This window comes from Bacillus sp. FSL L8-0358 (genome assembly GCF_038593095.1).
GTDB classification, from domain to species: domain Bacteria; phylum Bacillota; class Bacilli; order Bacillales; family Bacillaceae; genus Bacillus; species Bacillus subtilis.
Window position 1 is genome coordinate 3,329,621 of the sequence record NZ_CP151962.1, and the last position, 25,975, is coordinate 3,355,595.

31 protein-coding genes are annotated in these 25,975 nt (G+C 42.2%); 13 read left to right on the forward strand and 18 right to left on the reverse strand.

The annotated features are described in order from the left end of the window. Nucleotides 1-24: 24 nt before the first annotated feature. Complete coding sequence (locus tag NYE49_RS17195; protein WP_009968172.1) at nucleotides 25-258, reverse strand: helix-turn-helix transcriptional regulator; 234 nt, start codon at nucleotides 256-258, stop codon at nucleotides 25-27. Nucleotides 259-409: 151 nt separating this feature from the next. On the opposite strand from NYE49_RS17195, the gene rghR reads away from it, so the two are divergent. The 4 genes from rghR to NYE49_RS17215 all read left to right on the forward strand — a co-directional run bounded on the left by rghR (nucleotide 410) and on the right by NYE49_RS17215 (nucleotide 3,512). Continuing rightward, nucleotides 410-817: a transcriptional repressor RghR gene (gene rghR / locus NYE49_RS17200; protein ID WP_003220034.1), complete on the forward strand. Its 408-nt coding sequence runs from the start codon at nucleotides 410-412 to the stop codon at nucleotides 815-817. Nucleotides 818-846: 29 nt separating this feature from the next. Then, nucleotides 847-1,266: a helix-turn-helix transcriptional regulator gene (locus NYE49_RS17205; protein WP_174616599.1), complete on the forward strand. Its 420-nt coding sequence runs from the start codon at nucleotides 847-849 to the stop codon at nucleotides 1,264-1,266. 91 nt (nucleotides 1,267-1,357) lie between these two features. Then, nucleotides 1,358-1,684 (forward strand): catDE operon transcriptional regulator CatR, encoded by a 327-nt coding sequence (catR, locus tag NYE49_RS17210; RefSeq protein WP_003242888.1) that lies wholly within the window; start codon nucleotides 1,358-1,360, stop codon nucleotides 1,682-1,684. A 127-nt stretch (nucleotides 1,685-1,811) separates the two neighbouring features. Further along, a complete protein-coding gene (locus tag NYE49_RS17215) occupies nucleotides 1,812-3,512 on the forward strand; it encodes a methyl-accepting chemotaxis protein (RefSeq protein WP_174616600.1) in 1,701 nt (566 codons plus the stop codon). A 39-nt stretch (nucleotides 3,513-3,551) separates the two neighbouring features. Here NYE49_RS17215 and opuBD read toward each other — a convergent pair whose 3' ends face one another. Genes opuBD through opuBA form a run of 4 tightly spaced genes read right to left on the reverse strand, consistent with a single transcriptional unit; the run spans nucleotide 3,552 to nucleotide 6,996 of the window. Further along, a complete protein-coding gene (gene opuBD / locus NYE49_RS17220; protein WP_047183186.1) occupies nucleotides 3,552-4,232 on the reverse strand; it encodes a choline ABC transporter permease OpuBD in 681 nt (226 codons plus the stop codon). A gap of 16 nt (nucleotides 4,233-4,248) precedes the next feature. Beyond that, nucleotides 4,249-5,169, reverse strand: coding sequence for a choline ABC transporter substrate-binding lipoprotein OpuBC (gene opuBC / locus NYE49_RS17225; RefSeq protein WP_047183187.1), 921 nt, complete (start codon nucleotides 5,167-5,169; stop codon nucleotides 4,249-4,251). Nucleotides 5,170-5,180: 11 nt separating this feature from the next. Further along, complete coding sequence (gene opuBB / locus NYE49_RS17230; RefSeq protein WP_047183188.1) at nucleotides 5,181-5,834, reverse strand: choline ABC transporter permease OpuBB; 654 nt, start codon at nucleotides 5,832-5,834, stop codon at nucleotides 5,181-5,183. Between the two features lie 16 nt (nucleotides 5,835-5,850). Further along, nucleotides 5,851-6,996: a choline ABC transporter ATP-binding protein OpuBA gene (gene opuBA / locus NYE49_RS17235; protein ID WP_047183189.1), complete on the reverse strand. Its 1,146-nt coding sequence runs from the start codon at nucleotides 6,994-6,996 to the stop codon at nucleotides 5,851-5,853. Nucleotides 6,997-7,279: 283 nt separating this feature from the next. Here opuBA and NYE49_RS17240 point away from each other — a divergent pair, with 283 nt between their 5' ends. The 4 genes from NYE49_RS17240 to NYE49_RS17255 all read left to right on the forward strand — a co-directional run bounded on the left by NYE49_RS17240 (nucleotide 7,280) and on the right by NYE49_RS17255 (nucleotide 10,132). Further along, a complete protein-coding gene (locus NYE49_RS17240; RefSeq protein WP_014478002.1) occupies nucleotides 7,280-7,813 on the forward strand; it encodes a GbsR/MarR family transcriptional regulator in 534 nt (177 codons plus the stop codon). A 218-nt stretch (nucleotides 7,814-8,031) separates the two neighbouring features. After that, on the forward strand, nucleotides 8,032-8,511 hold the full coding sequence (sdpA, locus tag NYE49_RS17245; RefSeq protein ID WP_047183190.1) for a sporulation-delaying system protein SdpA: 480 nt from the start codon (nucleotides 8,032-8,034) through the stop codon (nucleotides 8,509-8,511). Then, the gene (locus tag NYE49_RS17250; protein WP_047183191.1) at nucleotides 8,508-9,482 is read left to right on the forward strand and encodes a sporulation-delaying protein SdpB family protein; all 975 of its coding nucleotides are present in this window, start codon (nucleotides 8,508-8,510) and stop codon (nucleotides 9,480-9,482) included. The genes sdpA and NYE49_RS17250 overlap by 4 nt, the downstream gene beginning before the upstream one ends. Before the next feature lie 35 nt (nucleotides 9,483-9,517). Next, entirely contained in the window at nucleotides 9,518-10,132 is a 615-nt protein-coding gene (locus NYE49_RS17255; protein ID WP_047183192.1) for a sporulation delaying protein family toxin, read from the forward strand. Nucleotides 10,133-10,178: 46 nt separating this feature from the next. Here NYE49_RS17255 and NYE49_RS17260 read toward each other — a convergent pair whose 3' ends face one another. After that, nucleotides 10,179-10,802 carry an SdpI family protein gene (locus NYE49_RS17260; RefSeq protein ID WP_047183193.1) on the reverse strand — a complete coding sequence of 208 codons (624 nt, stop codon included), beginning with the start codon at nucleotides 10,800-10,802 and terminating at the stop codon, nucleotides 10,179-10,181. Beyond that, a complete protein-coding gene (gene sdpR, locus NYE49_RS17265) occupies nucleotides 10,799-11,071 on the reverse strand; it encodes a sporulation delaying system autorepressor SdpR (protein WP_024122872.1) in 273 nt (90 codons plus the stop codon). The genes NYE49_RS17260 and sdpR overlap by 4 nt, the downstream gene beginning before the upstream one ends. Before the next feature lie 316 nt (nucleotides 11,072-11,387). On the opposite strand from sdpR, the gene NYE49_RS17270 reads away from it, so the two are divergent. After that, nucleotides 11,388-12,538 (forward strand): IS3 family transposase gene (locus NYE49_RS17270; RefSeq protein WP_144413657.1). Its coding sequence is split into 2 segments (ribosomal slippage): nucleotides 11,388-11,661 and nucleotides 11,661-12,538, totalling 1,152 coding nucleotides; the frame shifts between segments, so codons are not numbered across the junction. Between the two features lie 41 nt (nucleotides 12,539-12,579). Here NYE49_RS17270 and opuCD read toward each other — a convergent pair. Genes opuCD through opuCA form a run of 4 tightly spaced genes read right to left on the reverse strand, consistent with a single transcriptional unit; the run spans nucleotide 12,580 to nucleotide 16,036 of the window. Further along, on the reverse strand, nucleotides 12,580-13,269 hold the full coding sequence (opuCD, locus tag NYE49_RS17275; protein WP_047183194.1) for a glycine betaine/carnitine/choline/choline sulfate ABC transporter permease OpuCD: 690 nt from the start codon (nucleotides 13,267-13,269) through the stop codon (nucleotides 12,580-12,582). Between the two features lie 17 nt (nucleotides 13,270-13,286). Then, nucleotides 13,287-14,198 (reverse strand): osmoprotectant ABC transporter substrate-binding lipoprotein OpuCC, encoded by a 912-nt coding sequence (opuCC, locus tag NYE49_RS17280; RefSeq protein WP_015384655.1) that lies wholly within the window; start codon nucleotides 14,196-14,198, stop codon nucleotides 13,287-13,289. A 19-nt stretch (nucleotides 14,199-14,217) separates the two neighbouring features. Then, nucleotides 14,218-14,871, reverse strand: a complete 654-nt coding sequence (gene opuCB / locus NYE49_RS17285; protein WP_047183195.1) for a glycine betaine/carnitine/choline/choline sulfate ABC transporter permease OpuCB — start codon at nucleotides 14,869-14,871, stop codon at nucleotides 14,218-14,220. Nucleotides 14,872-14,893: 22 nt separating this feature from the next. After that, nucleotides 14,894-16,036: an osmoprotectant ABC transporter ATP-binding protein OpuCA gene (gene opuCA, locus NYE49_RS17290; protein WP_003243370.1), complete on the reverse strand. Its 1,143-nt coding sequence runs from the start codon at nucleotides 16,034-16,036 to the stop codon at nucleotides 14,894-14,896. Between the two features lie 263 nt (nucleotides 16,037-16,299). Between opuCA and opcR the strand changes: the two genes are divergently transcribed. Then, on the forward strand, nucleotides 16,300-16,857 hold the full coding sequence (gene opcR / locus NYE49_RS17295; protein ID WP_047183196.1) for an opuC operon transcriptional regulator OpcR: 558 nt from the start codon (nucleotides 16,300-16,302) through the stop codon (nucleotides 16,855-16,857). A 17-nt stretch (nucleotides 16,858-16,874) separates the two neighbouring features. On the opposite strand, the gene NYE49_RS17300 is transcribed toward opcR, so the two are convergent. After that, a complete protein-coding gene (locus NYE49_RS17300) occupies nucleotides 16,875-17,510 on the reverse strand; it encodes an NAAT family transporter (protein ID WP_080262594.1) in 636 nt (211 codons plus the stop codon). Nucleotides 17,511-17,660: 150 nt separating this feature from the next. Here NYE49_RS17300 and NYE49_RS17305 point away from each other — a divergent pair, with 150 nt between their 5' ends. Continuing rightward, nucleotides 17,661-18,275 carry a PH domain-containing protein gene (locus tag NYE49_RS17305; protein WP_047183197.1) on the forward strand — a complete coding sequence of 205 codons (615 nt, stop codon included), beginning with the start codon at nucleotides 17,661-17,663 and terminating at the stop codon, nucleotides 18,273-18,275. A gap of 130 nt (nucleotides 18,276-18,405) precedes the next feature. Beyond that, entirely contained in the window at nucleotides 18,406-19,104 is a 699-nt protein-coding gene (locus tag NYE49_RS17310) for a zinc ribbon domain-containing protein (protein ID WP_047183198.1), read from the forward strand. Nucleotides 19,105-19,139: 35 nt separating this feature from the next. Here NYE49_RS17310 and NYE49_RS17315 read toward each other — a convergent pair whose 3' ends face one another. After that, a complete protein-coding gene (locus NYE49_RS17315; RefSeq protein WP_047183199.1) occupies nucleotides 19,140-20,957 on the reverse strand; it encodes a zinc ribbon domain-containing protein in 1,818 nt (605 codons plus the stop codon). Between the two features lie 119 nt (nucleotides 20,958-21,076). On the opposite strand from NYE49_RS17315, the gene NYE49_RS17320 reads away from it, so the two are divergent. After that, nucleotides 21,077-21,544 carry a GNAT family N-acetyltransferase gene (locus NYE49_RS17320; protein WP_080344228.1) on the forward strand — a complete coding sequence of 156 codons (468 nt, stop codon included), beginning with the start codon at nucleotides 21,077-21,079 and terminating at the stop codon, nucleotides 21,542-21,544. Between the two features lie 45 nt (nucleotides 21,545-21,589). Here the strand turns inward: NYE49_RS17320 and NYE49_RS17325 are convergent, their stop codons facing one another. The 5 genes from NYE49_RS17325 to NYE49_RS17345 are packed head-to-tail and all read right to left on the reverse strand — an operon-like array spanning nucleotide 21,590 to nucleotide 25,973. Next, on the reverse strand, nucleotides 21,590-22,822 hold the full coding sequence (locus tag NYE49_RS17325; RefSeq protein ID WP_015483701.1) for an MFS transporter: 1,233 nt from the start codon (nucleotides 22,820-22,822) through the stop codon (nucleotides 21,590-21,592). Next, complete coding sequence (locus tag NYE49_RS17330; protein WP_198878497.1) at nucleotides 22,800-23,717, reverse strand: TIM barrel protein; 918 nt, start codon at nucleotides 23,715-23,717, stop codon at nucleotides 22,800-22,802. The genes NYE49_RS17325 and NYE49_RS17330 overlap by 23 nt, the downstream gene beginning before the upstream one ends. A gap of 3 nt (nucleotides 23,718-23,720) precedes the next feature. Then, entirely contained in the window at nucleotides 23,721-24,398 is a 678-nt protein-coding gene (locus NYE49_RS17335; protein WP_015483702.1) for a PIG-L deacetylase family protein, read from the reverse strand. Then, a complete protein-coding gene (locus NYE49_RS17340; RefSeq protein WP_064671581.1) occupies nucleotides 24,361-25,119 on the reverse strand; it encodes a WbqC family protein in 759 nt (252 codons plus the stop codon). Before NYE49_RS17340 ends, NYE49_RS17335 begins: the two co-directional genes overlap by 38 nt. Beyond that, complete coding sequence (locus NYE49_RS17345) at nucleotides 25,092-25,973, reverse strand: GNAT family N-acetyltransferase (protein WP_123373798.1); 882 nt, start codon at nucleotides 25,971-25,973, stop codon at nucleotides 25,092-25,094. The genes NYE49_RS17340 and NYE49_RS17345 overlap by 28 nt, the downstream gene beginning before the upstream one ends. Nucleotides 25,974-25,975: the final 2 nt, after the last annotated feature.

Here is a 25,975-nt window from a genome sequence, read left to right on the forward strand (position 1 = left end):
GGATCTCCTTGCGTTTTCTCTATCTCATTGACTTTTGTCAACAAAATCATAGTAAAAAAGATCCTCAAATTTCAAATTAAAATAGTGAAGCATTTTACCAATCACAAGCTGCCCCGGCCGTCTTTCTCCATTCAGCACGCGGCTCAGTGTGGCGGGTGAGACTCCGATTTCCAGCGCAAGCTGATTAAGGGAATAATCGTTATTAACCATATACTGCAAGACATAATCACGTCTAATCTGTATCTTTTCTACTGGCACTTTCCTCACCTTCCATTCCTGAAAAACTTTTTTCTATACTTTTACATTACGGCTTATGTTAACTTTTGTCAATACATTTCCAGTCTACCTATTCCCTTTAGTCAATAAACATACTAAAATATGAGTAACAGTGAGGGACGGGGTGAGATATATGGAAAGCTTTGGCGAACAATTACGGGCATTGCGTGAAGAGAGAAAGTTAACAGTCAACCAGCTGGCGACTTATTCAGGCGTAAGCGCAGCCGGCATCTCCAGAATCGAAAACGGAAAACGGGGCGTTCCCAAACCTGCCACCATCAAAAAACTGGCAGAGGCCTTAAAAATTCCTTATGAGGGGCTTATGTACAAGGCTGGTTACATCGAAGAAGTGCATGAAGCCAGGGCCCCTTATGAAACGAAGTGCAAGCTGCTTGAAAAAGCGGAGGCCTATGATCTGAAAAACCTTGCGCTTCTTGAGAACGAAAAGTGGCAATATCTCAATAAAGAAGATTTGCTCATGCTGGATCATTATTTTTCGTTTATTTCAGACGAAGCCAAAAAACGGTCTGCTGATGACTGACTCTTGATAGAAATGTGAGGCGATAGACCATGTCACCGTTCGGACAGCAATTACGGGAGCTGCGCCGCGCCCGCAAACTGACAGTGAATCAGCTTGCGGTGTACTCAGGCATCAGCTCGGCCACCATTTCAAAAATTGAAAACGGCAAACGCGGGACGCCAAAACCCGCCACGATTAAAAAACTGGCAGCCGTCCTGAAAGTGCCGTACGAAAACCTCATGGCCGCCGCAGGTCATATTCAGGCCTTTCCTGAAGAAATCCGCGAAGCATCTGAAAGCTATCAATCCGTTTATGACATTTACCAGACGGCTGTCACTCGCGGAGCGGAGCACCTCCCGATTTTCAATAGTCAAAAATGGGAACATCTCTCAAAGCAGGATATTGAAAATCTCAGCAAATACTTCGATTTTTTGTCTTCAGAAGCAAAAAAACGGGCCTCTTCCTCATAATCCCCTGTTTCTCTTTCTATATTTTATCAATCACGCTTGCATACCCTCCCTCGTTATTTGCGTTATAATAGTGACAGACGAGGTGAAAAGTATGAACCAATCAGAAATGTGTCCTAGATTTGAAAAAGCAGTCGACATCTTAAGTAAACGCTGGGTCGCTTTAATCGTATTTCAGCTCTTGAACGGGTCTCAGCGATTTAGCGAAATTGAAGCAGCACTTCCAAATCTAAGCGGCAGAGTTCTGTCAGAACGGCTGAAAGAACTTGAGCTTGAAGGAGTAGTGAAGCGGGATGTCATCCCTGAAACTCCGGTTCGCATCGAATATTCATTGACTGATAAAGGAAAGGCGCTAGCACCCATTTTAGGTGAGATTTCTAAATGGGCGACTGAATGGATTGACCCTTCCTTTCTTGACTAATTGCTAAAACGGTTCTGATCTCAAAGACGAGAAAAGAGCCGTTTTTTATTTTTTTCCAGGTAAAAAAACGATTTCTCAGCCGATATATAGTACATCCACACATTACGTTTTTAAAGGAGACCACTATATGCGACTGACGATTTCCCGCAAATTCAGCCTGGTATTTTTGACACTGATCCTGATCAATTTACTTGTAGGCGGAATAGGCGTTCTTAATATGCAGCATATCATTCAAAAAACAGATGAAATCAACACGAAATGGATTGACGGCATCAAAGAAATCACATCGATTAATTATGTAACCGAGCACCTGTCTTCAAAAGAAAAGGACTTTCTGATTTACACAGACAAAAGCAAAATGGATACACTTGATCAAGAAATGAATCAGATCATTGAAGACATTAACCAAAAGCTCGATAACTACGAAAAAACGATCTCCAATGATAAAGAGCAGAAACTGTTCGAGCAGCTTCAAACTGAAGTGAACACCTATATGGATATTCATGCGCAAATTATCGAAAGCGGCCGCACAAATGACATGGACAAAGCAAGAGGTTTATTGGTTCAGACTGAGGCCAGCTTTGAGGATATGAAAAAAACAATCACTCAGCTTGTTGACTTAAATCAAGAAGGCAGCAACACAGCGGTAAAAGAAACGAAGGCCGTCTATCATAAAGGGCTCATTTACACTGCTTTGCTTGTGGCAGCATCGATCCTCATCAGCATTTTCATCTGGCTTTATATCACGCGAAACATTGTAAAGCCTATCATTCGCATGAAGGAATCTGCCAATCATATTGCCGAAGGCGATCTGTCGAACGATATGGAGCCGCTCAACTCAAAAGACGAGCTGGGTGATCTGAATGAAGCGCTGCAAAAAATGGTAGGGAATCTGAGAGATATTGTCGGATATTCTAAAGAAATATCAAGCCGGGTTCTTTCTTCTTCACAGGTGCTTGCAACCGCAACGAATGAAACAAGATCCGGCAGCAAACATATTACCGAGACGATGAACGAAATGGCTGAGGGCTCTGAACAGCAGGCCCAAGACGCGGTGACGATTGCCGAATCGATGAATGAGTTCACTGAAAACATTGATAAAGCCTATAATCACGGCATCACCATCAGCGATACGTCTCAAAACGTTCTCGAACTCGCGGTAAGCGGAAACGAAAATATGGCTACGTCATTACAGCAAATGAAAACCATCCATCATATTGTTCAAGAAGCCGTGCATAAAGTGAGATCACTGGAACAGCATTCTCAGGATATCAACAAGCTCGTTCAGGTCATCAACGGAATTGCCGAGCAAACGAATTTGCTGTCCCTTAACGCCGCGATTGAAGCTGCCCGCGCAGGAGAAAGCGGCAAAGGCTTCGCCGTTGTGGCAGAGGAGGTCAGAAAGCTGGCTGACGGCGTTTCTGATTCCGTGCAGGATATTACCCGGATTGTAGGCGGGACACAGCAGGAGATCCACACTGTCATTACGTACTTGGAAAGCAGCTTTACAGAAGTCGAAAAAGGAACGGAAAACCTGACAGACACCGGACAGGCTATGCGGCATATCAAGCAATCCGTCACTCATGTTGCAGACAGCATTAAGGAAGTAACGGATGGCCTGAAACAGTTAACAAACCAATCGATTACTATCAATCAATCGATTGAAAATATCGCTTCTGTATCCGAAGAGTCGGCCGCCGGCATTGAAGAAACATTTTCAATAACCGAGCAATCCGCCCATTCGATGGATCAAGTGCTTCAAAATGCTGAAGAGCTTGAGCAGCTGGCGAAGGAGCTTAATGAGAAGATGGGTCAGTTTACGATTTAAATAGAAAAAAGAGGCTGGAGTCCAGCCTCTTTTTCTATTCTATGCAGCTGATTGAACGTGTTTCGCCCCGGTTCTTTTTTTCTTCACCGGACTTAATGCCCGCTCCAGCCAGGCCATGAGCAAATCCGCCCCTACCGCCATCACCGCAGTTGGTATCGCTCCGGCTAGAATAATCGCAGTTCCGTTTGTTGCGTTTGAGCCGCGGACAATCATGTCCCCAAGGCCTCCGGCACCAACAAATGTGCCAATCGCTGTAATTCCGATGGCAATGACGAGAGCCGTGCGAAGGCCCGCCATAATGACAGAAAGTGCGAGCGGGAGCTCAACCATTCTGAGCACTTGGAATTTCGTCATACCCATTGCTTTTCCCGATTCTAAGTAGGCATGCTCAATACTGATAATGCCTGTGTACGTGTTTCGAATAATCGGCAGCAGGGAATACAGAAATAATGATAGAATCACGGTATTTGCGCCGAGCCCCATAACAAGCATTAAGACGGCCAGCATAGCGAGCGCCGGGATTGTTTGAATAACGTTTGTTACTGCAAACACCCAGGCTGACAAACGGCGAAAATGCGCGATGAGGATTCCGACCGGAACCCCGACGACAGCGGCAAACAATACGCCGTAAGCCGACATGAGAAAGTGGCGGCCGAATTCATCCATGACGTAACTGCCATTCTGCGTGTAATACATCATTAACTGTTCAAACACGTTCATTGACCTCTTCCCCCTTTCACGATTCGAAGTAGTGATGTTTTTCTAAATATTCCTTGGCAACGACAGACGGTTCTTTGAGATTGCCGTCGACTTCATAGTTAAGCTCCTGCATCGTGGCTGTGTCGATTTTCCCGAGCATTTTCTTGATGATGCCTTCAAGCTCAGGATGTTCTTTGAGCACCTTTTCCGGAACAACAGGAGAGCAGTCGTACGGCGGGAAAAATTGTTTATCATCCTTTAGCATTTTGAGACCATAGGACTTGATTCTTCCATCGGTTGAATACGCAAGCACAATGTCCATTTTTCCGCTTTTCACCGCGTCGTACACAAGGCCGATCTGCATTGGATACGTGCCGCCGAATGTCATGCCGTAGGTTTTCGTAAAATCCTGATAGCCGTTTCCTTTGAGCTTCATCCAATAGTTATCAACGCCCAGCTTTAATTGCGGCGCCCATTTTTTAACGTCTGATACGGTCTCTAAATGGTATTGGTCGGCCAGCTCCTTGCTGACTGTAAAGGCATATGTATTATCAAACCCGTAGGAGTCATACCACTTTAAATCATATCTTTTTTTAAACTCCCGCTGAGTAAGCGCCAGCGCTTTGTCCGGATCTTTTTCAGGTTGCATTCTCAGCGTGCCTGTCAGCGCGTCTCCCGTATATCTTGTGGCCGCAATGTCGATTTCATCATTCATTAAAGCCTGCTGCTGCACCGCGTTGGAGCCAAGATTTTTAATCGTTGTTGTTTTGAGATCAGTATGGTGTTCGATCAACTGGCCAAGCATGCTGGCGATGATTTCTGATTCGCTCATGCTTTGCGCGCCGATTTTAATGGTCTGGTCTGCAGCAGCGCTGAGACCAGGAAGCGAACAGCCGCTCAGCGTCAGCGTTGCCGCAAGTGCTAAACCTATCATTAATTTGAGATATTTTCTTTTCATGAGCCGCCTCCTTATGACAATTCCTTCAATCTCTGCATGCCGGCAGGTGTCAGTTTTCGTTCAGCAACTGCCAGCACATAATCAATCACAATTGCCAATAACGTGACAGGTACCGCGCCCCCGATGATATATTCTGGCTGATATAAATTCAGTCCGATAAAAATGTAATCACCCAATCCGCCGCCTCCGATAAAGGAAGCAAGCGTGGCCCAGCCGATTAAGTAAATCGTCGATGTCCTGATTCCCGCCATGATCACTGGCGCGGCAAGCGGCAGCTCCACCAAGCGGACTTGTTCAGCCGGCGTCATTCCGATTCCTTTACCAGACTCGAGCAGATTTTTGTTGACGCCGCGAATGCCGGTATACGTGTTGCGAAGAATCGGCAATACGGAATAGAAAAACAAAGCCACAATGGCCGGAACCTTCCCTACACCAAGGAGCGGAATAAAAAAAGCGAGGATGGCCAGACTCGGCAGCGTCTGAATGATATTGACAATGCCGATAATGGTGCCGGCTCCTTTTTTCATTCTGGCAAGCACAACCCCTAGGGGGACGGCAACCAGCACGCCTAAGATCACAGCAATGAGCGATATCGTAATATGCTCGTATGTTTTATAAAGAAGCTCGCTCCCATTGGTTTGCAAAAATTGAACAATATGATGCATGACTTATCGCCCCTCCCTATGACAATGCTGCGAGCTGCTTTTCTTCTCCCCAGAGGGAGTCATACACGATGTCGACCAGACTTGCCCTCGTCACAATTCCGATCAGGCGTCGGTCTTCATCCACAACGGGAACATATTTGACACCCCGTTTTAAAATTTTGCGGACCGTGTCGCGCAGCAGTGTGCCGCCCAGTACTGTGTATATATCATCATGTAAAACTTCACTTATGAGATTGGCCTTTTTCCGGCTTTGATCAATGATTTCAACATCGACATAGCCTTGCAGAACGTGCTCGTCATCGACGACCAGCAATGAATCGACCCGTTCCTGCCTCATCAGCTGAATGGCCTCAGAAAGCGTTTTATCCGCGGTGATCGTTACAGGCTGTGTGTTCATAATCTGGTCAACCCGTTCAACATCCGGGCTGGATGATTGAATCAGCCGCTCCTTGCCGATAAATTCCTCAACAAATTCGTCTGCCGGATTTCTTAAAATGTCATCGGGCGTTCCAACTTGAACGATTTCTCCCGCTTTTAAAATCACAATCCGGTCTGCCAGCTTAATCGCTTCATCCATATCGTGGGTAACAAATACGATGGTTTTATGTAAGGTTTTTTGCAGTTTTTTAAATTCTTCCTGGAGGGAATCCCTCGTAATCGGGTCGAGTGCCCCAAACGGTTCATCCATTAAGATAAGCGGCGGCTCCGCGGCAAGTGCCCGTAATACACCAATTCGCTGCTGCTGCCCCCCGCTTAATTCATGAGGGTAACGGTCTACATATTCTGGCCCCATATCGACCAATTTTAAAAGCTCACGCGCCCGCTCTTTCCGCTGCTGCTCCGGCCATTTCAGCAGTTTTGGGACGAGTGAGATATTCTGCTGAATGGTCATATGGGGAAACAGGCCGATCTGCTGAATCACATAGCCAATTTTGCGCCTGAGCTCTACAGGATCCTGGTCCATGATGTTTTCGCCATCAATGAAAATCTTCCCGGCGGAAGGCTCAATTAATCGGTTAATCATTTTCATTGTTGTCGTTTTTCCGCAGCCGCTCGGCCCGATAAAGCAGATAAATTCGCCTTTTGCAATCTTAAGATTTACGTTGTTCACGGCTTTTTTGCCGCCCTTGTATGTTTTCGAGACATTTTCTAATGTCAGCAAACATCGCACCTCCAAAATTAAGTTTATTCAATTTGTTCAGTTTAAATTTAATTTTTCAGATAATTGAATGCTTCCCATTATAGAATAAAGTTTATAAAATAAAAAGTTTACAATTTGTTCATATTATTTATAAAGTATGTGTAAACGCTGATTTACCCGCATTGACGTGTGTTGATCTCCTTATTGCTCCAATTTCCTGCCAAATTCTCTTTTGACAGCATTTTCGCCGTATCAAAAATGTGGTATATTGACATCGGAATTGTTAGCTGAAAGGATGAAACCGTTGGAGAAAGATCCGTTAACGATCATTGAACAGGCCGAGGACCATTTTATAGAAAGAATCGCGGAAAACATGCATGCATTTGGAATGCCCTCTACCGTCGGACGAGTGCTGGGCATTATTTATATGAATCGAAAACCGATGACGCTTACGGAATTATCTGAGGCCACCGGCATGAGCAAAACACGCATGAGCCAGGTAGTGCGGGAAATGCTTGATGCCAACATTGCCGAGAAGGTGTTCGAAAAAGGCGTGCGAAAAGATTTATATGAGGTTGAGCAGGACTACTATCAAACATTTATCACGCTGTTTTCAGCCACCTGGAGCAAAGTCGTCAGCAAAAACAAAATGATGCATAAAAAACTCAATCGGGAGCTGCTTAGCGTGTTGGATGAAGAGCTTACTCCTGAAGCGGAAGAAAAAGTGAATGAACTGCTGAAAGAATTAAAGGAATGGCTTGATTATTATAATTGGCTCAGCCGTTTGATTGAGTTTTTTGAGAGCGAAGAAATTTTTAAATATGTGCCGAAGCCGTAAAGAAGTTCCCAAAATTGATATTGGGAACTTCTTTACGTACAATCCAAATGATAAAATATCAAATTTTCCTCATAAAATAAAATTAAATATATTTTACAGTATTTTATTTATTATCCAATTTTTGTTGATTATTCTTACTAGTTATTATATAATCTTTTTGAAATGATTACATTGGCTTAAAGGAGGTAATCCGAATCAAAAAAAAGGCAATTACAACTATAACAACTATATGTTTCCTTTCATTTTCTACTTATTACTATTGTAACCTTTCACCTCAGAATCCACTGTTCAAAAAAAATTTTTTGCAACAATTGTCTCCCCAAGGCTTTGGCTTTTATAGTAAAAGTCCTACTGAAGAAAACATTTCATTTCACACAAAAGAAAATTTAAAGTTACCTAATGCAATTCCAAATAACTTTTTTGGGATAAAAAGAGAAGGAAGAGTTCAGGCAATAGAATTAGGCAAAATTGTTGAGAATATCGAACAAAAGAATTGGAAAACATGTGAAAACAACACCTCCTGCACAAATTTAGAGAAACAAATGAAGCCTATTGAAGTAAAAAAAAGCAAAGACTATACACATCTGAGCAAAGGAGAGTATCTTATATACCGACAGAAACCACTCTCATGGTATTGGATAGATTTTAAACAAACAACCTCTTTTGAAAGAAAGGTGCTAAAAATAAAAATAATATGAAAATATTAAATAGTTTCGAAAGTTATATTGACACCTATAATCCATGGAAAAATACATATGCACTTTCTAGAAGTTTACTTGGTTTCTCAACATTACTAGTTTTATTATTTAATAGTGCTGATATTTTATTTAGTTATAGTGCAAATAATGTCACATGTGAAAATGTCTACATCCCCACTGCCTTTTGTTTTGCTAACAAATATAGCATTAGTTTTGAGGTTATAAGATACTTAATGATTTTTATATTAGCTTTAGTGGTTATAGGGTGGAGGCCTAGATACACCGGTTTTTTCCACTGGTATATCTGCTATAGCATTCAAACTTCGGCTTTAACTATTGATGGCGGTGAACAAATTGCAACTGTTCTTTCATTTCTTTTAATTCCGGTTACATTATTAGATTCAAGGCAAAATCATTGGAAAATAAAAGATATTAATTATGACTCTTTCACAAAGAAGATAGTATTATTTTATTTAGTGACAATAATTAAAATTCAGGTCTTTGTAATCTATTTAAATGCAGCTTTAGAGCGTTTGAAAAATAAAGAGTGGGCTGAAGGGACAGCAATTTATTATTTCTTTTCTGATCCTGTTTTTGGATTGCCTGATTATCAACTTAATTTATTAAATCCACTGCTGGAAAGCAACTATATTGTTGTCTTCACTTGGTTAGTAACTATTTTTGAGCTGTTCTTAGCAGCAAGTATAATTTCTAATATCAGAATAAAAAGAATTGCGCTAATATTGGGAATAATATTTCACATAGGAATAATAATCAGCATTGGTATTGTAAGTTTCGGGTTGATCATGATATCAGCATTAATTATATATCTGCATCCTATACAAAAAAATATCAATATGAATTGGTGTTCTCCTTTATTTAAATATATATCCCAAAAAGGCAAAAGGAATTTTAAAAGATTAGGAGGTGAATCAGTCAAATTTCTTACAAAATTGTTTCATAATATTTAAATACTGGAGAAATAATTTAATGGAGGTATAATAAATTGAAAAGTAAATTACTTAGGATAATGATTGTTTCCATGGTGTCAATTTTGGTTTTTTCATTAGTAGGTTTCTCTAATGAGTCCAGTACAACAGCTAAAGAGAACAATACATTTACTGGAGAAGATTACTTTAGAGGACTTTTATTTGGCCAAGGAGAAGTTGGTAAATTAATTTCAAGCGATTTAGACCCTAAACTCGTAAAAGAGGCGAATAGTACAGAAGGTAAAAAGTTAGTGAATGATGTAGTCAAATTTATAAAAAAAGATCAACCACAATATATGGATGAATTGAAACAATCGATTGACAGTAAAGACCCTAAAAAACTCATTGATAACATGAACAAAGCAGATCAACTTATCCAAAAATACGCCAAGAAAAATCAAAACGTAAAATACTCTTCCAGTAAAGTAACTCCATCTTGCGGGCTTTATGCTGTCTGTGTAGCAGCTGGATATTTATATGTTGTAGGCGTTAACGCGGTTGCATTGCAAACCGCTGCCGCCGTAACAACTGCAGTTTGGAAATACGTTGCTAAATACTCCTCTTCAGCTTCTAATAATAATTCTGATTTAGAAGCTGCAGCTGCAAAAACCCTAAAATTGATTCATCAATAATCCATTATAATCAAGTGTCTTGCGGGTAACTCCGCAAGACACTTTTTTAACGTGAACCGTTTACCTTTTTGTCATAAAGATAGGAAGCAACCGTTGAAATAACTAATGCTAGCAGCACTAACACAATCATAATTATAATAATATATTCCCCTGTAAAAAATGAAAGAATGGCTATGATAAAACCACACGCTACAAGTACTTTAGAGGCAAAACGATTCCCCAGTTTCCAAACAGTCTCATCTTTTAATGTCCAAGGTGTCCTCAATCCGATAAGATGGTTTTGCTCTGCTAGCTGCATGGAATTTCCACCAATAATTAAAAAGATGCCAACAGCAAGCCCAATTATTAAATCAATATCCAATTCGTATCCTAAACTTATTAAAAGGGTTGAGAGCTGTAAAATATATAAAAGGATTAACATATTATTAGAAGCTAGGAAAAGCAATGCTTTATTTTTTTGCGTAGACTTAATCGTTAACATATAAAAAGTAAGATAATAAATAAGTATAACAACAGGTATAATAAAAAGTGTTAGAGGTTTAGATATAAAGGCAGACGGCTTATTTCCTGACCATTGTATCGGTATTTCTTCCGGAAGGTACTGATAAAATATAATTGAAGTCAAGAAACTCAAACAAACAATAATTATGGAAAATATATTTTTCTTCATAAATCGTTATCCCCTTTATTTATAAAGTTAAGCATCCAATTTATTGAGTCTTGAAGTACTGTTGTATTTAAAGAGTAATAGATAAATTGCCCTTTGCGGTGGTCAGCTATGACTTCCGCCTGTTTTAAAATATTCAAATGGTGAGAAATACTCGGTTTACTGATATTAAAATGTTCTGCAATATCTCCCGCGGTCATATCCCCTCCTTTTAACAAATCCAAAATTCTCCTCCTAGTTGGATCTGATATAGCTTTGAAAACATTATTCATAGGGTTTTCTCCTTTTCAAAAAACATTTAGACATTTAGATGTTTGTATAAATGTATTATTATTATAACTTGAATCTTTTCTCAAAACAACCTTAAAATTGGTAATTCCCTTCTGATATTTGAAGATTTTTTTAAAAATGCTTGTTAACTTCAACGCTGGAAAGTATCGTTTAACGGGACTAACACAGGTTTTTCATAAAAAAAACACCCCTGTTTGATTTAAGGGACTGACCCCATAAGATGAGACAAATAAAAACACCTTCAAGTTTGAAAACGGATGATTGTTATCCGAAATTAGACTTGGAGGTGTTTTTTCTATGGGGACAAGAGTGAGTTATCCGGTTGAAGTTAAACAGAAGGCTGTAGAAATGAGATTGGCAGGCGTGCCTATGAAAGAGATCATGCAGAAATTGAATATTAAGAATAAGACACAGGTTCAGACATGGGTTAGATGGCATAAGGCTGGGGATACACATCGATTCGAACAGCCTGTTGGAAAGCAATACACTTACGGAAAAGGTCCGGAGTATTCTTCCGAATTAGAGAAACTGCAGGCAGAGAATCGTTATCTGAGACAACAGAATGAAGTTTTAAAAAAGTACAACGAATTGGAAAGGAAGTTGATAGCGAAACGTCAGTCGAACTTGTAGAAGTATTGCACAGCACAATGACCGTGCAGGATATCTGTGTTCATTTAGGTATCTCACGTGCGTCTTATTATCGTTGGAAGAAGAATCTGACGAAAGATCATCCCAAGCGCCATTTGGAAAAACAAATCGGCACGTTGTGCCGAGAGCACAAGTATCGATATGGATATCGGAAAATCACAGCCATATTAAAAAAGGGAATGTGTATCAACCATAAAACGGTTCAACGTATTATGCAGGAAAATCAGTGGCAGTGCCGAGTTAAGGTGAAAAAGCGTAAGAAGAATGGGCAGCCATATGCCGTAGTCGATAATATATTGGATCGGAACTTTCAGTCTGATCGCCCTCTTGAAAAACTAGTAACGGACATCACTTATTTGCCTTATGGACAGAAACAATTGTACCTTTCCAGTATATTGGATTTATACAATGGAGAAGTGATTGCTTTTACGATTGGAGATAAACAGGACACAGATTTTGTTCTAAATACACTTGATCAGCTGCCAACACTTCCCGAGAACTGCGTGTTACATAGTGACCAAGGATCTGTGTATACATCTTACGAGTATCAGAAAGCTGTTAAAACAAAAGGCATTACCATGAGCATGTCCCGCAAAGGGACGCCCGCTGATAATGCCACCATCGAATCGTTTCATTCCTCATTAAAGTCTGAAACGTTCTATCTGAACAGCATTGATCGTACTACGACCGCCATCGTAGAACGCACTGTCACAGAATACATTCATTATTATAACAATATTCGTATTCAAACGAAACTAAACAACCAATCACCGATAAACTATCGGCAATTGGCTGTTTAAAAGGTGTTTTGATCCCTGTCTCAAAAACGGGGGTCAGTCCCTTAAATAGAGGTGGTTTTTCTTTCAGCTATAATATAGTTTCTTTTCTTCTTTTTAATCGGGCTTAACGCTCGTTCAAGCCAACCCATGACCAAATCGGCAATCACCGCCATCAGAGCTGTGGGGATCGCTCCCGCTAATATAATCGCGGTTCCGTTTGTGGCGTTTGATCCTCTGACGATGATGTCCCCGAGACCGCCAGCACCGACAAATGTCCCGATGGCCGTAATGCCGATGGCAATGACAAGCGCGGTGCGCAGGCCGGCCATTATGACCGAAAGCGCAAGCGGAAGCTCGACCATCCGCAGCACTTGAAATTTTGTCATCCCCATTGCTTTTCCGGATTCAAGATAGGCGTGCTCAATACTGATAATCCCAGTATACGTGTTTCTAATAATCGGCAGAAGAGAATACAGAAATAATGACAATATCACCGTATTAGCGCCCAGCCCCATGACAAGCATCAGCACGGCGAGCATGGCGAGAGCCGGGATGGTCTGAATGACGTTCGTGACCGCAAAAACCCATCCGCTTAATCTTCTGTATCTGGCTATCAGGATGCCGAGCGGAATTCCAACAATGGCGGCAAATAAAACGCCGTACACCGACATCAGAAAATGGCGGCAAAACTCCTGCAGCACATAACCGCCGTTTTGCGAATAGTATGTGCCAAGCTGCTGTAGTACTTCCATATGATCCACCTCTTTTCTTAGTCAAAATAATGATGTTTCTCTAAAAATTCCTTTGCTACGACAGACGGCTCCTTCAGCTTGCCATCCACTTCATAATTAAGTTCCTGCATCGTTTCCGTGTCGATTTGCCCAATCAGCTTATTGATCACACCCTCAAGCTCCGGATGCGCCTTAAGCACCTTTTCCGGAATCACCGGTGAACAGTCATACGGCGGAAAGAAACGCTTATCATCTTTTAAGATTTTCAAGTCATAGGCTTTAATCCGTCCATCCGTTGAATAAGCCAGAACGGCGTCCATTTTCCCGTTTTTGACTGCGTCATAGACAAGCCCGATCTGCATTGGATAAGTTGTGCCGAATTCAAAGCCATATGTGCTGACAAAGCCTTTATACCCGTCGCCTTTTCGTTTCAGCCAAGCATTGTCGACGCCTAATTTATATTGGGAGGCATTTTTTTTCAGGTCGGACACGGTGTTAATATGCTCCTTTTCCGCAAATTTTTTTGTTACGGTGAAGGCATATGTGTTATCAAAGCCGTAGGAATCAAACCATTTATAGGAAAAGCGCTTTTGAAACTCATTCTGCACAATGTTCAGCGCTTTTTTCGGATCTTTCTCCGCTTCCTTGCCGAGGGTGCTTGTTAAATCTGTTCCGGAATAGCGCGTGGCTGAAATATCAATGTCACCGCCCAGCATCGCTTGGTGCTGAACATAGTTTGAGCCGAGGTTTTTCACTAAAGCGGTATTCAAATCTGTATCGTGTTCAATAAGCTGCGCGATCATATTCGCTACAATTTCTGATTCTGTCATGCTCTGCGCCCCGATTTTGATCGTATCGTCAGAAGCGCCGCCTAGACCCGGCAGAGAGCAGCCGCCTAGCAGCATGACAAAGACGAGAGCAAACGCGCCAAGCCATTTGATTTTTGTCATTTTCAACAGAGCCAACTCCTTACGAAACTTCCTTCATCCCTTGTAAGCCTTTCGGCGTCACCTTTCGTTCTGTCACGGCCAGGACATAATCAATGATAATTGCCAGAATTGTGACAGGCACGGCACCGCCAATGATATATTCAGGCTGGTATAGGTTCAGGCCGATAAAAATATAGTCCCCGAGGCCGCCTCCCCCGATAAACGACGCAAGTGTCGCCCAGCCAATTAGGTAGATCGTTGATGTGCGGATCCCCGCCATGATGATGGGAATCGCCAGCGGGATTTCAACGAGCCGAATCTGCTCCCAGCCGGTCATGCCAATCCCTTTCCCCGATTCCAGCAGGTTTTTATTTACACCTTTAATGCCGGTATACGTATTGCGCAGGATCGGCAGCACCGAATAGAAAAATAAAGCGACAATCGCAGGCACTTTTCCTACGCCGAGAAGCGGAATAAAAAAGGCTAAAATCGCCAGACTCGGCAGGGTTTGCACAATGTTTACGAAACCGATAACCGCACCTGCGCCTTTTTTCATTCTGGTGAGAGCAACGCCGAGCGGCACTGCAACGATAATGCCCAATACAACGGCTATGAGTGAAATATATAAATGCTCTCCTGTTTTATACAGCAGCTCTCCGCCGTTCGTTTGCAAAAAAGTCATCATGTGATTCATCTTAAAAGAGCTCCTCCCCTGGTCAGATCGTCATGAGCTGGTTTTCCTCGTCGCCCCATATGGAATCGTACACGATATCAACGAGGCTCGCTCTTGTCACAATCCCTGCTAAATGGTTCTGTTCATCGACGACCGGAACATACTTGATCCCCTGCTTCAAAATTTTTCGGACTGTATCGCGAAGAAGCGCCCCTTTTTGAACGGTATATATATCTGAACGGTATACGTCGCCAACGATGCTCGCTTTTTTGCGGTTTTGATCAATCATTTCCACATCAACATAGCCCTTCAGCACGTTTTGCCGGTCCACAACGAGCAGCGAGTCAACACGTTTTTCTCTCATCAGCTGAATCGCCTGAGAAAGCGTTTTGTCCGCAGATACCGTCACCGGCGTTCTGTTCATCATTTGCTCTACCCGCTCGATATCCGGTCTTGACTGAATCAGGCGCTCTTTCCCGATAAATTCTTCAACAAACTCATTTGCCGGGTTTCGAAGAATCTCATCAGGTGTGCCGACTTGAACGATTTCTCCCGCTTTTAATATCACAATCCTGTCAGCAAGCTTAATCGCTTCATCCATATCGTGGGTTACAAACACAATCGTTTTGTTTAAGGTTCTCTGCAGTTTTTTGAATTCTTCCTGAAGGGAATCACGCGTAATCGGATCAAGCGCTCCGAACGGTTCATCCATTAAAATGAGAGGGGGTTCCGCTGCCAGTGCGCGCAGCACGCCGATTCTCTGCTGCTGTCCGCCGCTGAGCTCATGCGGATAACGGTCTAAATACTCTGGGCCCATATCCACAAGCTTTAACAGCTCGCGCGCCCGTTCTTTCCGTTTTTCCTCAGGCCATTTCAGCAGCTTTGGTACGAGTGAGATGTTCTGCTGGATGGTCATATGGGGGAACAAACCAATCTGCTGAATTACATAGCCGATTTTTCTCCTCAGCTCAACCGGGTCCTGTTCCATAATATTTTCTCCGTCGATAAAGATCCTTCCAGACGATGGTTCTATCAGCCTGTTGATCATCTTCATCGTCGTCGTTTTTCCACAGCCGCTCGGGCCGATAAAACAGATAAATTCACCTTTGGCAATATCTAAATCAATGCTGTTCACAGCTTTTTTGCCGCCTTTATATACTTTTGACACTTGTTCCAATTTCAGCAATCCGTGCACCTCCGCAGGTTTCCTTTAAATTTTCTGAAAAGTATAATCCTTATTATAGTTTGAACTTTGTAAAATAAAAAGTTTACAATGTGTTGAAATTATATGTTATTTATAGATTATTTATTGTTATGACCGAGACGGAAAGGGTGTTCTTACAATTACGCCGGATACCTCCCACTTCCTCTGCATTCAGCTATTTTCAACACCAGGAAGAAATATGATATATTGACACCATCAATTGCCATTTGAAGGGATGATCAGCTGTGAAAAAAACCGCTCTCGACATCATTGAACATGCTGAAGAGCATCTCATTGAGAAGATTGCCGAAAATATGCATACGTTTGGAATGCCTTCAACTGTCGGACGTGTGCTCGGAATTATTTATATGAATCGAAAACCAATGACCTTAAGCGAGCTCTCTGAGGCAACGGGCATGAGCAAAACACGGATGAGCCAGGTTGTCCGGGAAATGATCGATGCCAATATCGCCGAAAAGGTGTTTGAAAAAGGCGTACGAAAAGACCTTTATGACGTCGAGCAGGATTATTATCAAACCTTCATTTCTTTATTCGCGGCGAATTGGACAAAGGTCGTGAGCAAAAACAAAGTGCTGTATAAAAAATTAAACCGGGAGCTGAGTGATCTTTTACAAAGGGACGGGCTTACCCCGGAAGCGGAAGAGAAAGTCAATCAGCTGCTGAATGAATTAAAAGAATGGCTTCAATACTATGATTGGCTGAGCAGGTTGATTGAATTTTTTGAGAGTGAGGAAGTCTTTCGGTATGTGCCGAAAACAAAAGAAAGCAGCTCTCTAAAATAAGAGAGCTGCTTTTTGCATCATGAGGTTAAGACCGGAAACATGCCTTTCAGCCCGGCACCAATCATCCCGACCGCAACCACGGCTAAAATTAATCCCATTAGTCTGGTAATCACATTCATCTCGGTTTTTCCGAGTTTGCTGCTGATAAAAGCAGAATAGTGGAAAAAGAGAAAGGTCAGGGCAATAACGGCGGCTATGCCGATCATGACAGCCACATAATGACCAATGCCGCTATGACCGGCGGAAAGGCTCATCACTGTTGCAATCGTTCCAGGCCCAGCAATGATCGGAATGGATAAAGGTGTGACGGATATATCCGCTTTTTCCTTGCTTTCCTTATGTTCATCATGGTGAAGAGATTGCACGTGTGATTCTTTCGCATTCAATAGATTATAGGCAATGCCGAAAATGAATATGCCGCCCGCCACTCGGAGCGCGTGAATGTTGATATCAAACAGTTTAAAGATAAGATGGCCGAAAACCAAAAAAGCCGCGAGAATAAAAAAGGATAAAATAGCTGCCTTCCGGGCAATCGCTTTTCTTTCCGCTGCAGTATAGCCTTCTGTCAGCGTCAGAAATATCGGTACGTTTCCAATCGGATTCGATACTGCGAATAAAGAAATGAAGACGTGAACGATGAATGAGAACATCATATACCTCCTTGTTGATAGTCTCTGCACAGGAAATAGAATTATTCTCCACCCTTTTACCCGGAGGCGATTTCCCGGTAAACCCTTTATAGCCTGTCAGAAACGCGCCATGCTACAATGAAGTGACAAATTGAATAGGAAGGACGTATACAGATGTTCAAAAAAATTGCGGCAGATGCCTTGGGCTTATCTGATATCGGAAAAATTATCGAACCTCAGGACTATGACAAAACAGACGCAGATGATTATGTCATGCATGAAGATAATGAGAAAATTTATTTCTTGATTAAAACAAAAGCAGACGAGTATTGCTTTACGAACCTGGCCCTGATCCATGTAGACGGCGAACGCGCCACTTCCTCAAAACGTACGTTGAAACGCTATCCTTATTCGCAATATAAAATCTCTGACGTTTTTCTTGAAACTGCCGGAAAAGTGGATTTGGATGTTGAAATTAAGTTCAAGCTGGGCGGTGAACAATTCGACATTGATGTCCACAAAGACCAGATTGAAAAGTTAAAAGACCTTTATAAAGCACTGCTTCGCATCGCTGAAACAACCTATGAAAATGACATTTTAATCAATCAAGCGGAGCAAAGCTTAGATAAAACAGTGACGATTCTTCACCATACCCGCCCTGAGCACGTTAATATTGAAACGCAATACAAAGAGCTGACCGAATTCGGTTTTACTTGGCTGACATCCGTTCGCTCGCAGTATCATATTAAGGATTTTGGGGATGTATTTGAGAAATATATTAACAACTAGATAAAAAAGACACAGCTGCTATCAGGCACGTGTCTTTTTTTGTATGAATATTGATTACTTTACAACTTTTTTCTTTTATAATAAAACTATTAGTCTATTTTCCCTATATTACATGTAAAGGAGTTATTTTATGTATTGTCCTCAATGCGGCCATCAAACAGATGGCGGAAATTTTTGTGAGAAATGCGGATCACCGCTCCCCGGTCAATCAGGCCACCAGCATCCAGCTCAAACCGGAGCCGCTGCAAAGCAAGCAGCAAAACAGTTCGGTTCATTTGTCTTATCCGTCCTGAAACGCCCTTATCAGGAATGTAAAACAACAGGCGGAGAGCAGCTGATCAGCGCAATCATTACGATGGTTCTTTTTAGTTTGCTGACCCCTTTGATGTTTTATATTCTTTTTTCAGACGGTCCCGGAAGCGTAAGCTTTACAGCAATCTTCTTAGAGCCAACCATTTATTTTATTTTATTTCTATTTGGCCTGCATGCATTCATCTTTTTCGCCCTGAAAATCGCGGGAAACCAAGTATCTTTCAAGGATTCATTCTCAAGATTCGGAGCGTTTCTCATACCGTTTACGGCTATTTTGATTCTTGCCCTTTTCTTCTTTTTATTACATACAGACATTTGCTTTACCATATTAGCCGTTGGTTTAATCGGTGCATTCTTCGCCATTCCTCCTGCGATGCTGAGCAGTTACCAGCATTCATATAAAGGGAAAATTGATGTCATTTACTCAACGATTGTGATTTATCTGATCATCTGCGTTACATTTCAGCTTATTATCGAACACTATGTCAAAGAAATTTTCCGTTATATGCTCTTTTAAAAACAACCCCATCACCTGCTGGTGATGGGGTTGTTTTATTGAATAGACGTTAAGTAAATTCTTCCGTTCTTCACTACGCCGGTGTAGGTCCAGTTATATGTTCTGAGCTTTGGACTGCCGCCTGATTTTGTGATGTAGAATTCTTCATACGTCTTAATCGTGACAGCCGACCCATTTTGGCTCCAGCTTTTCACTTCATAGTTATTAAAGTCTTCTGTTGTCCCCTCTTTATTTAGTTTCGCCACGAGATGCTGCTGGTCGGAGTAAAGGGAACTTCCTTTTTCAAGGCTGTCTTCCATCAGTGAGAAATTATTTTGATTCACGGCATCTGCCTGACTTTGCAGATAACTGCCCATAAATAATGTCACTTGTTCATCTGTAACATTGCCGCTTGCAGAGCTTTCACTGCCTTTGTTTTTCGAGCCAGCCCAGGCGGAAGTGTATGTCTCTGGTTTATCATTTTTGATTTTCTTTATATTTGTGCCTGCAGATTCGAATGTTGATTCTGCATCTTCGAAAATCCATTTTTTCTGTTTTTTATCATATGAAAGAAGATATTCATAACTCGGACTGTCGTCAGTCATTTCAGATTTTGTATAGTCGTTATACGAAGAAGACTGGTGAAGTTCTATTCCTGTTACGGATACCTGCCACGTTCCGTCGTTTTTCTGAGAGAGGGCAAATGTGTCCAGGTCAAAATCAGTTTCCAAGTATCTATCTTTTAAGTATGAATCCGCGCTTTTCATAGAATCGACGGTGTCCTTCGTCTCCGCCTTCCAATTGGCACTTGCCTCTGTCATCTGGGCTGTATTCCCATCAGATAGAGCTTTGGAGTATTGTTTTGTTGTTTTGACAATTGTGTTCATAATCTGTTCCTGTGTATCTTGATCAGGAATTAACGGTAACTCCATTTCTTTATCATCGATCGGAACGCCGGCAGTTTTTGTTTTTCCCCACGGAAATTCTGCCTCGACTGAAGCTGTCATTGATCCATCTGTCAGCAGCGGACCATATGTTACGGATTTGAACGGATCTTTATGAATTGATTTACCGTTAATCAGCAAATCTCCCTTCCCGCTCTTGATGTCATCCGCTAAGCTGAATGTCACATCGTCTGCTTCCAATGAGAGATCAACACGAAAGCTGTTATCGCCAACCGCCTGAATGTCTTCCTTTTTCACAAGGTCAACGACATCGTTTTTCAGTTTGGCTGAGACTGTATATTCGCCGGGAATGTACGGACCGAGGGTTTGTGCTTGATCTGCTTTCTTTACAGATCCGGCTTCCTCTTTATTGACATATAAATCGGTATTTTTATAATTGCTGGTCACTTCAAAATAAACAGGTGCTACCTTTAAGTCGTAATGGTCAAATACCAGCAGGCTTTTTCCGTCTTTTTCTGCGTATACGATATCCTTCTGGGCTGTTTCATCACGCAGCGATGCAAAAAGTTCATCTTTTTTGTCTGGATGATCCTTCAAATATGTAAGAAACGGTTTTACATTATTTTTAGTGAGTTTAAGATTGTCATTTACCGGTGTAAGCAGAGTCGCGATTTGGTCCTGATCCCCATCATTTACGGCCTGTTCAAACTTGTCGACTAACCTATCCTTTGAAGTAAAATACGCTCCGGTTTTATATGCGGCGAATAATATAACGCATGCTGCGGCAATGCTGCTCCATAAAATGATGGTTTTCTTAGGGATCGGTTTTCGCGGAGCCTGCCTTGTTTCTGCAGTGCTAGTTGTTTCTTGATTTGCCTGTTTGCTGCCCCCTCCGATCGGGGTGCCGCATTGTTTACAAAACTTGGCTCCTTCATTATTCTGGGAGCCGCAATTCTTACAAAAAAACATGACTTTCCTCCTATTCTACTAATTTGATAACATTTACTGCTTTTCATATTTTATAATAAAACAGAATGAAATTGGGAACGAATGAAAAAATTAAATGTCTATCAGACTAAAAAGGTGGAATGAATATGCAAAAGCTCAGGATTGAATTAGGAAAAGAAACAAATGACGAACTATATGATCTATTGCTGCTCGCCGATCCATCGAAAGACATTGTAGATGAATATCTTGAGAGGGGAGAATGTTACACAGCTTGGGCCGGTGATGAGCTTGCAGGTGTTTATGTATTGCTAAAAACAAGGCCGCAAACAGTTGAAATTGTAAATATTGCGGTAAAAGAATCTCTTCAGAAGAAGGGCTTTGGCAAACAGCTTGTACTTGACGCCATCGAAAAAGCGAAGGAGCTGGGGGCGGACACGATTGAAATCGGCACGGGGAATTCCAGCATTCATCAGCTTTCTCTCTATCAAAAATGCGGATTCCGCCTTCAGGCGATCGACCACGATTTCTTTGTCAGACATTATGATGAGGACATTTTTGAAAACGGGATTCAATGCCGCGATATGGTAAGGCTTTATTTGGATCTTTAATAAAAGAGCTGCCGCATGATCATCGGCAGCTCCTTTATATAGAAATTAAAAAAACTGATTCGCTTTTTTTCCGGTATCCCGCTGCATTCCTTGCCTCACTGACAATATAAAAAAAGTCAGGACGAGAGTCAGACCGACAGCCAGAAAAATATAATCAGCGTCCATAAACACAAGAAGCACTGTGTAAACAGCTGCTGAAAGAGGTTCTCCCATCTTTACAATAGAAAAAATAAGCGCGAATATTCTTCCGAAGTATTCAGTCGGAACCGTCTTTTGAAAATACAGAACCGTTTGCACATCAATATAGGAGATGATGACGCCCAGCACCAAAAAAATGGCACATTCCAGCCCGCTAAGCGGAAAAAACAAAAACATAATGAGCAGCCCTACCGCTGTTAAAGTTCTGGGATAAAGCCGTTCTAGCCGCTTCGTATTCCACTTGAAAAATACAGCAAGATTCCCTAAGAGCATACCGCCCTGAAACATTGAATACATGATAGCGAACCATACGGAATAGTTCTCATGAAAACGTTCCACTGCAAGAATCGGCCCCATTACAGAAATAAACCCGGCAATGACAAGATTTACGATAAAAAAATAACCGACAGCAGTCATCCAAGATGAGTTGCCCTTCAGCATTCTGTAGCCTGTCTTAAGGGCTTCTGCCCCTTTGCTTTTTAGGCCGGCAGATTCTGAAATGTGAATAAGGGCAATCAATGCAGCGGATACGAAAAATGCCGTCCCATTTATGAGAAACAGAAGCCCAAACGGAATCGCCGCAATCAAAACGCCGCTAATCAGCTTTCCGACGATCAGACCAATAAGTTCGCTAGTGTTAATTAATGAAGTCGCCTGATCGAGATGTTTCTGAGGGACAAGCAGCGGAATAAGCGCCACTTTCGCCGGGGAAAAGAGCATCGATTGCAGCGATAAACAAAATGCGCATACACCAATGATCCATACAGTTAACAAACCGTTCGCACTAAGGACTGCCAAGAGAATCATAATGACTGCTCTTCCAGTATTACACACATACAATATGGATTTTTTTCGTATTGAATCAATTAAAGGTCCGGTAAACATTCCGAATGTCAATGGAACGAGCTCGATAAAAGAAATCACCCCGACTAATATTTTGCTTCCGGTCAAATCGAGCACTAGAAGCGGAAGCGCGATGAGCCAGACGCCATCCGCCGCGGAAGAAAATACTTGTGCAGACCAAAGCTTTGCATAATTTGGTGTTCGATATGCCGAATTACGTCCGCTTTTTTTCTTCATCAGAAGCACCGCCGAACCATTCTAATGTTCTCCATGATTCTTTTCTTTGTGTATAGTCCTCTTCCATCACTTCAAATACGATACCCGTGCCATCCCCGCGGTGTATCTCCTTTAACATCTCCGCCGCTTGTCTGAGCAATGGTTCATTAATCGTTCCTTCAGCGGGATGACGCCCTTCAAAACAGCGGACATCACCATGCGGGAAGGCTAGCTGGCGAAACGAACTGAAATGATAATGTTTAATGCTGTCCTTTAAGGAAAGAAACTGAAAAAAATCAGGGTATCTCAGCTTTTCATCCCTGAACATAAGTGATGATGACAGATGTGTCTGATAGGTAATGGCCCAATGACACAGATCCCATGTAATGCCGACATGTTTTAAACCGAGCTGAACCAGCTCCTCAAAATCCTCAGGATAAATAAAAATCGGGTCAAAGTCTTCGCCCAGATTCCCGATAATCGGCAGATTTTCGACTCCAATCCATATATCCGTCCCTTTCAGCTCATCATCAAACGCCGCAAAAAATTCAATGACTTTTCTGCGATTTCCTTCTAAGTCATAGCTTTGAAATTCTTCAACCGACATAAATTGATTGGCATGAACAGTTATGCCCTTAGCGCCGTACATATCCGCAAGCTCTGCAAAATGCAGCAGACGGTCCTTTATATGCGCTTCGTGAACATAATCCGCATTGTCGGTGGGAAAATGAAGTGTCAATAATGACGGCTCAAGCTGTTTTGTGTAATCAAGTGTCCGCTTGAAGGTTTTCACATAATCGGTTTCTTCAAACGACTTTCCGTCGAAGATGTTGGCTTCAAGACCGTATCCTGCTTCGACCCATTTTTTATCGATTTGCTTCGTGTCTAACCCGAAAAACGGTATTTGCGCAATCATCCGTCACCACGTTCCTCTCACAAGCATAAATGCTTCTGCTGCAGAAAAACCCGATTTAGCTCCCCATACGTATGCGTTATTTTCTATCGCTTGCAAGGATCGCGGATGCGGGAAATCCCTCAGCTCCGAATCATAGCACGCCATGGCCTTCAGCTTCAATTCAAGCTCTTCTTCTATATTAATGAAGAAATTTGCATGGAATTGATCCTTCTTCAAGTAGTTCCACTCTGTCGAGGATAAGGTCTCGTATGCCAGAACCTGTTTTACGGAATGACCTGGAAGCGGGCGGGTTGCCGTCATCACCGCTCTGAATACAACAGCATGGTCAATATTAATGTCACCGCCATATTGTGTATATACGATATCGGGCTGAAACCGTTCAATTTGTTTTTCTGCCTCTTTTACGACATCCAGCAAATCCATTGAATCCAGCCTGTTATCAGGAAGATTTAACCTGACAAAATCGCTTATGCCGAGCGTGCTAAGCGCTTGTTCCGTTTCACTATAGGAATGCTGCATGATTGAATCACAAGGTTTTTCATAGTCTTCTTTTCTAGACGATTTTCCTTCAGCCATAATGACAGCCGACACACTGTCTCCTTGACGGACATGTTTCGCCAACGCTCCGCCGACGCCGATAATTTCATCGTCCGGGTGCGCCGCAAATACCATTACTTTCATCATATTGTCCCCCTTTGATTAACGTCTCGCAAATATCCGCGCCGCAGTTCATAAGCATATCAAGCATAGAGAGGTGAGGAATGTGCTCTCCGAACAACTGCGGATAATGAATGGCCCTGATTTGCTGGTATTCGATTGTAATTCCGCTTCTATCAAAATCACTTTCTATTAAATAGTCTGATCCTTGGCTGCCTGAATAATAGTGATCAGCTCCAAGTTCTTTACAAAGCGCGAGCACAAAATCACTCTTTTTTTCATTACGGCATTCGAGCTCCGACACATAGCAAATTGGCGTCGATATGCGAAGTTCCCGCAGAAAAAAATTAATGATGAACATATTTAAATCATGAAGGTACTCCCATTCACGCTGATAGACATCTTTAAAAAACATTTGATATTCCTCGAAATAGGGAGCCTTCGCATAATTCATTTTAATCGCCATCCAGTGTTTCTTCCGCCAGTCCTGCTCTTGGTCGATTTTCATATCACGAAGCTCGATATCCTTATAATTTTTCATCTGCAAAGGAACAGTCAGCCACATGGGGCCTTGGGAAGTCTTGATTCTGTTCCGATTGAGAAATCCCTTTTTCTCAAACTGGGCTGTATCGTGAATGGCAAATACATCTGATTTATGGATTTTTTCAAAAAAACCATACCAGGGGAGATAACTGGACTGATGGCCGCTTACCACTTTTACTCCGTTTCTGTGAAATGTCGACATCGTTTCTCTTCAGCTCCCCAATATCGTTTCGGTCTGGCAATTTCTTTACTGTGGGAATATCCAAAATCAACCCATTGCAGTTTCTTGCCGATGGCGAATGATAAAGCGTTCCGCATCAGCAAATAAGAGGCCTGCGTTTCTTTTCCGGCAGGGCTGTTTACATTCTGCCAATAATAGAAATGGGAATGGTCATATAGAAAAATACTGCTGCTGATCATGTCAGCCTCAAGAAACGCCCCCACCCAAAAGACTTGCCTTCCAAGGCTTTCTAGCAGCTTTTGAAAAAAATCCTGACTCAGCATATAGGCTGCGCCGATGGCTGCTGTATGCTCCTTATACAATTCGTAAAACTCAGAGAGTGATTCTTGTCCGATTAGGCGGACGGACACATTTTTCTTTTCCGCATATCTGACGGCAGTCCGGGCTTTTCCTGAACAGTTTGTCCATAGCTCTTCAAATGTATCGGGAAGCGGCAATATGTGTGTGGCTTTTTCCGCCCAATGTTCTCCCGTTTCTTCGATAAAAGAAGTTTGGCCATGCGGAAGCAGGAGCCGCGATAATTTCTGTCCAAATAAAGCCTTGATTTCGCTTTGCAGCCATTCAAATGAAATCGGACGGTCTGAAATGACGCCGCCGTATCCTATCATATTCCCGCTGAGCAAGCCATTTTGCTCAAACACCGGAACATATATCACTTGTCCGCCGTCCGATGTCAGCTTAACAGGGTGAAACGAGGTATTGGGGAGCTCCTCCATGAGCTTCCCCCAATCATAGCTTTGAAACAATCCAGCCTGAAAAATGCCAGCGGCCCGTTCCCAAGCCTGAGGCGTTACGGAAAATGCTGTTTTTTGCATGA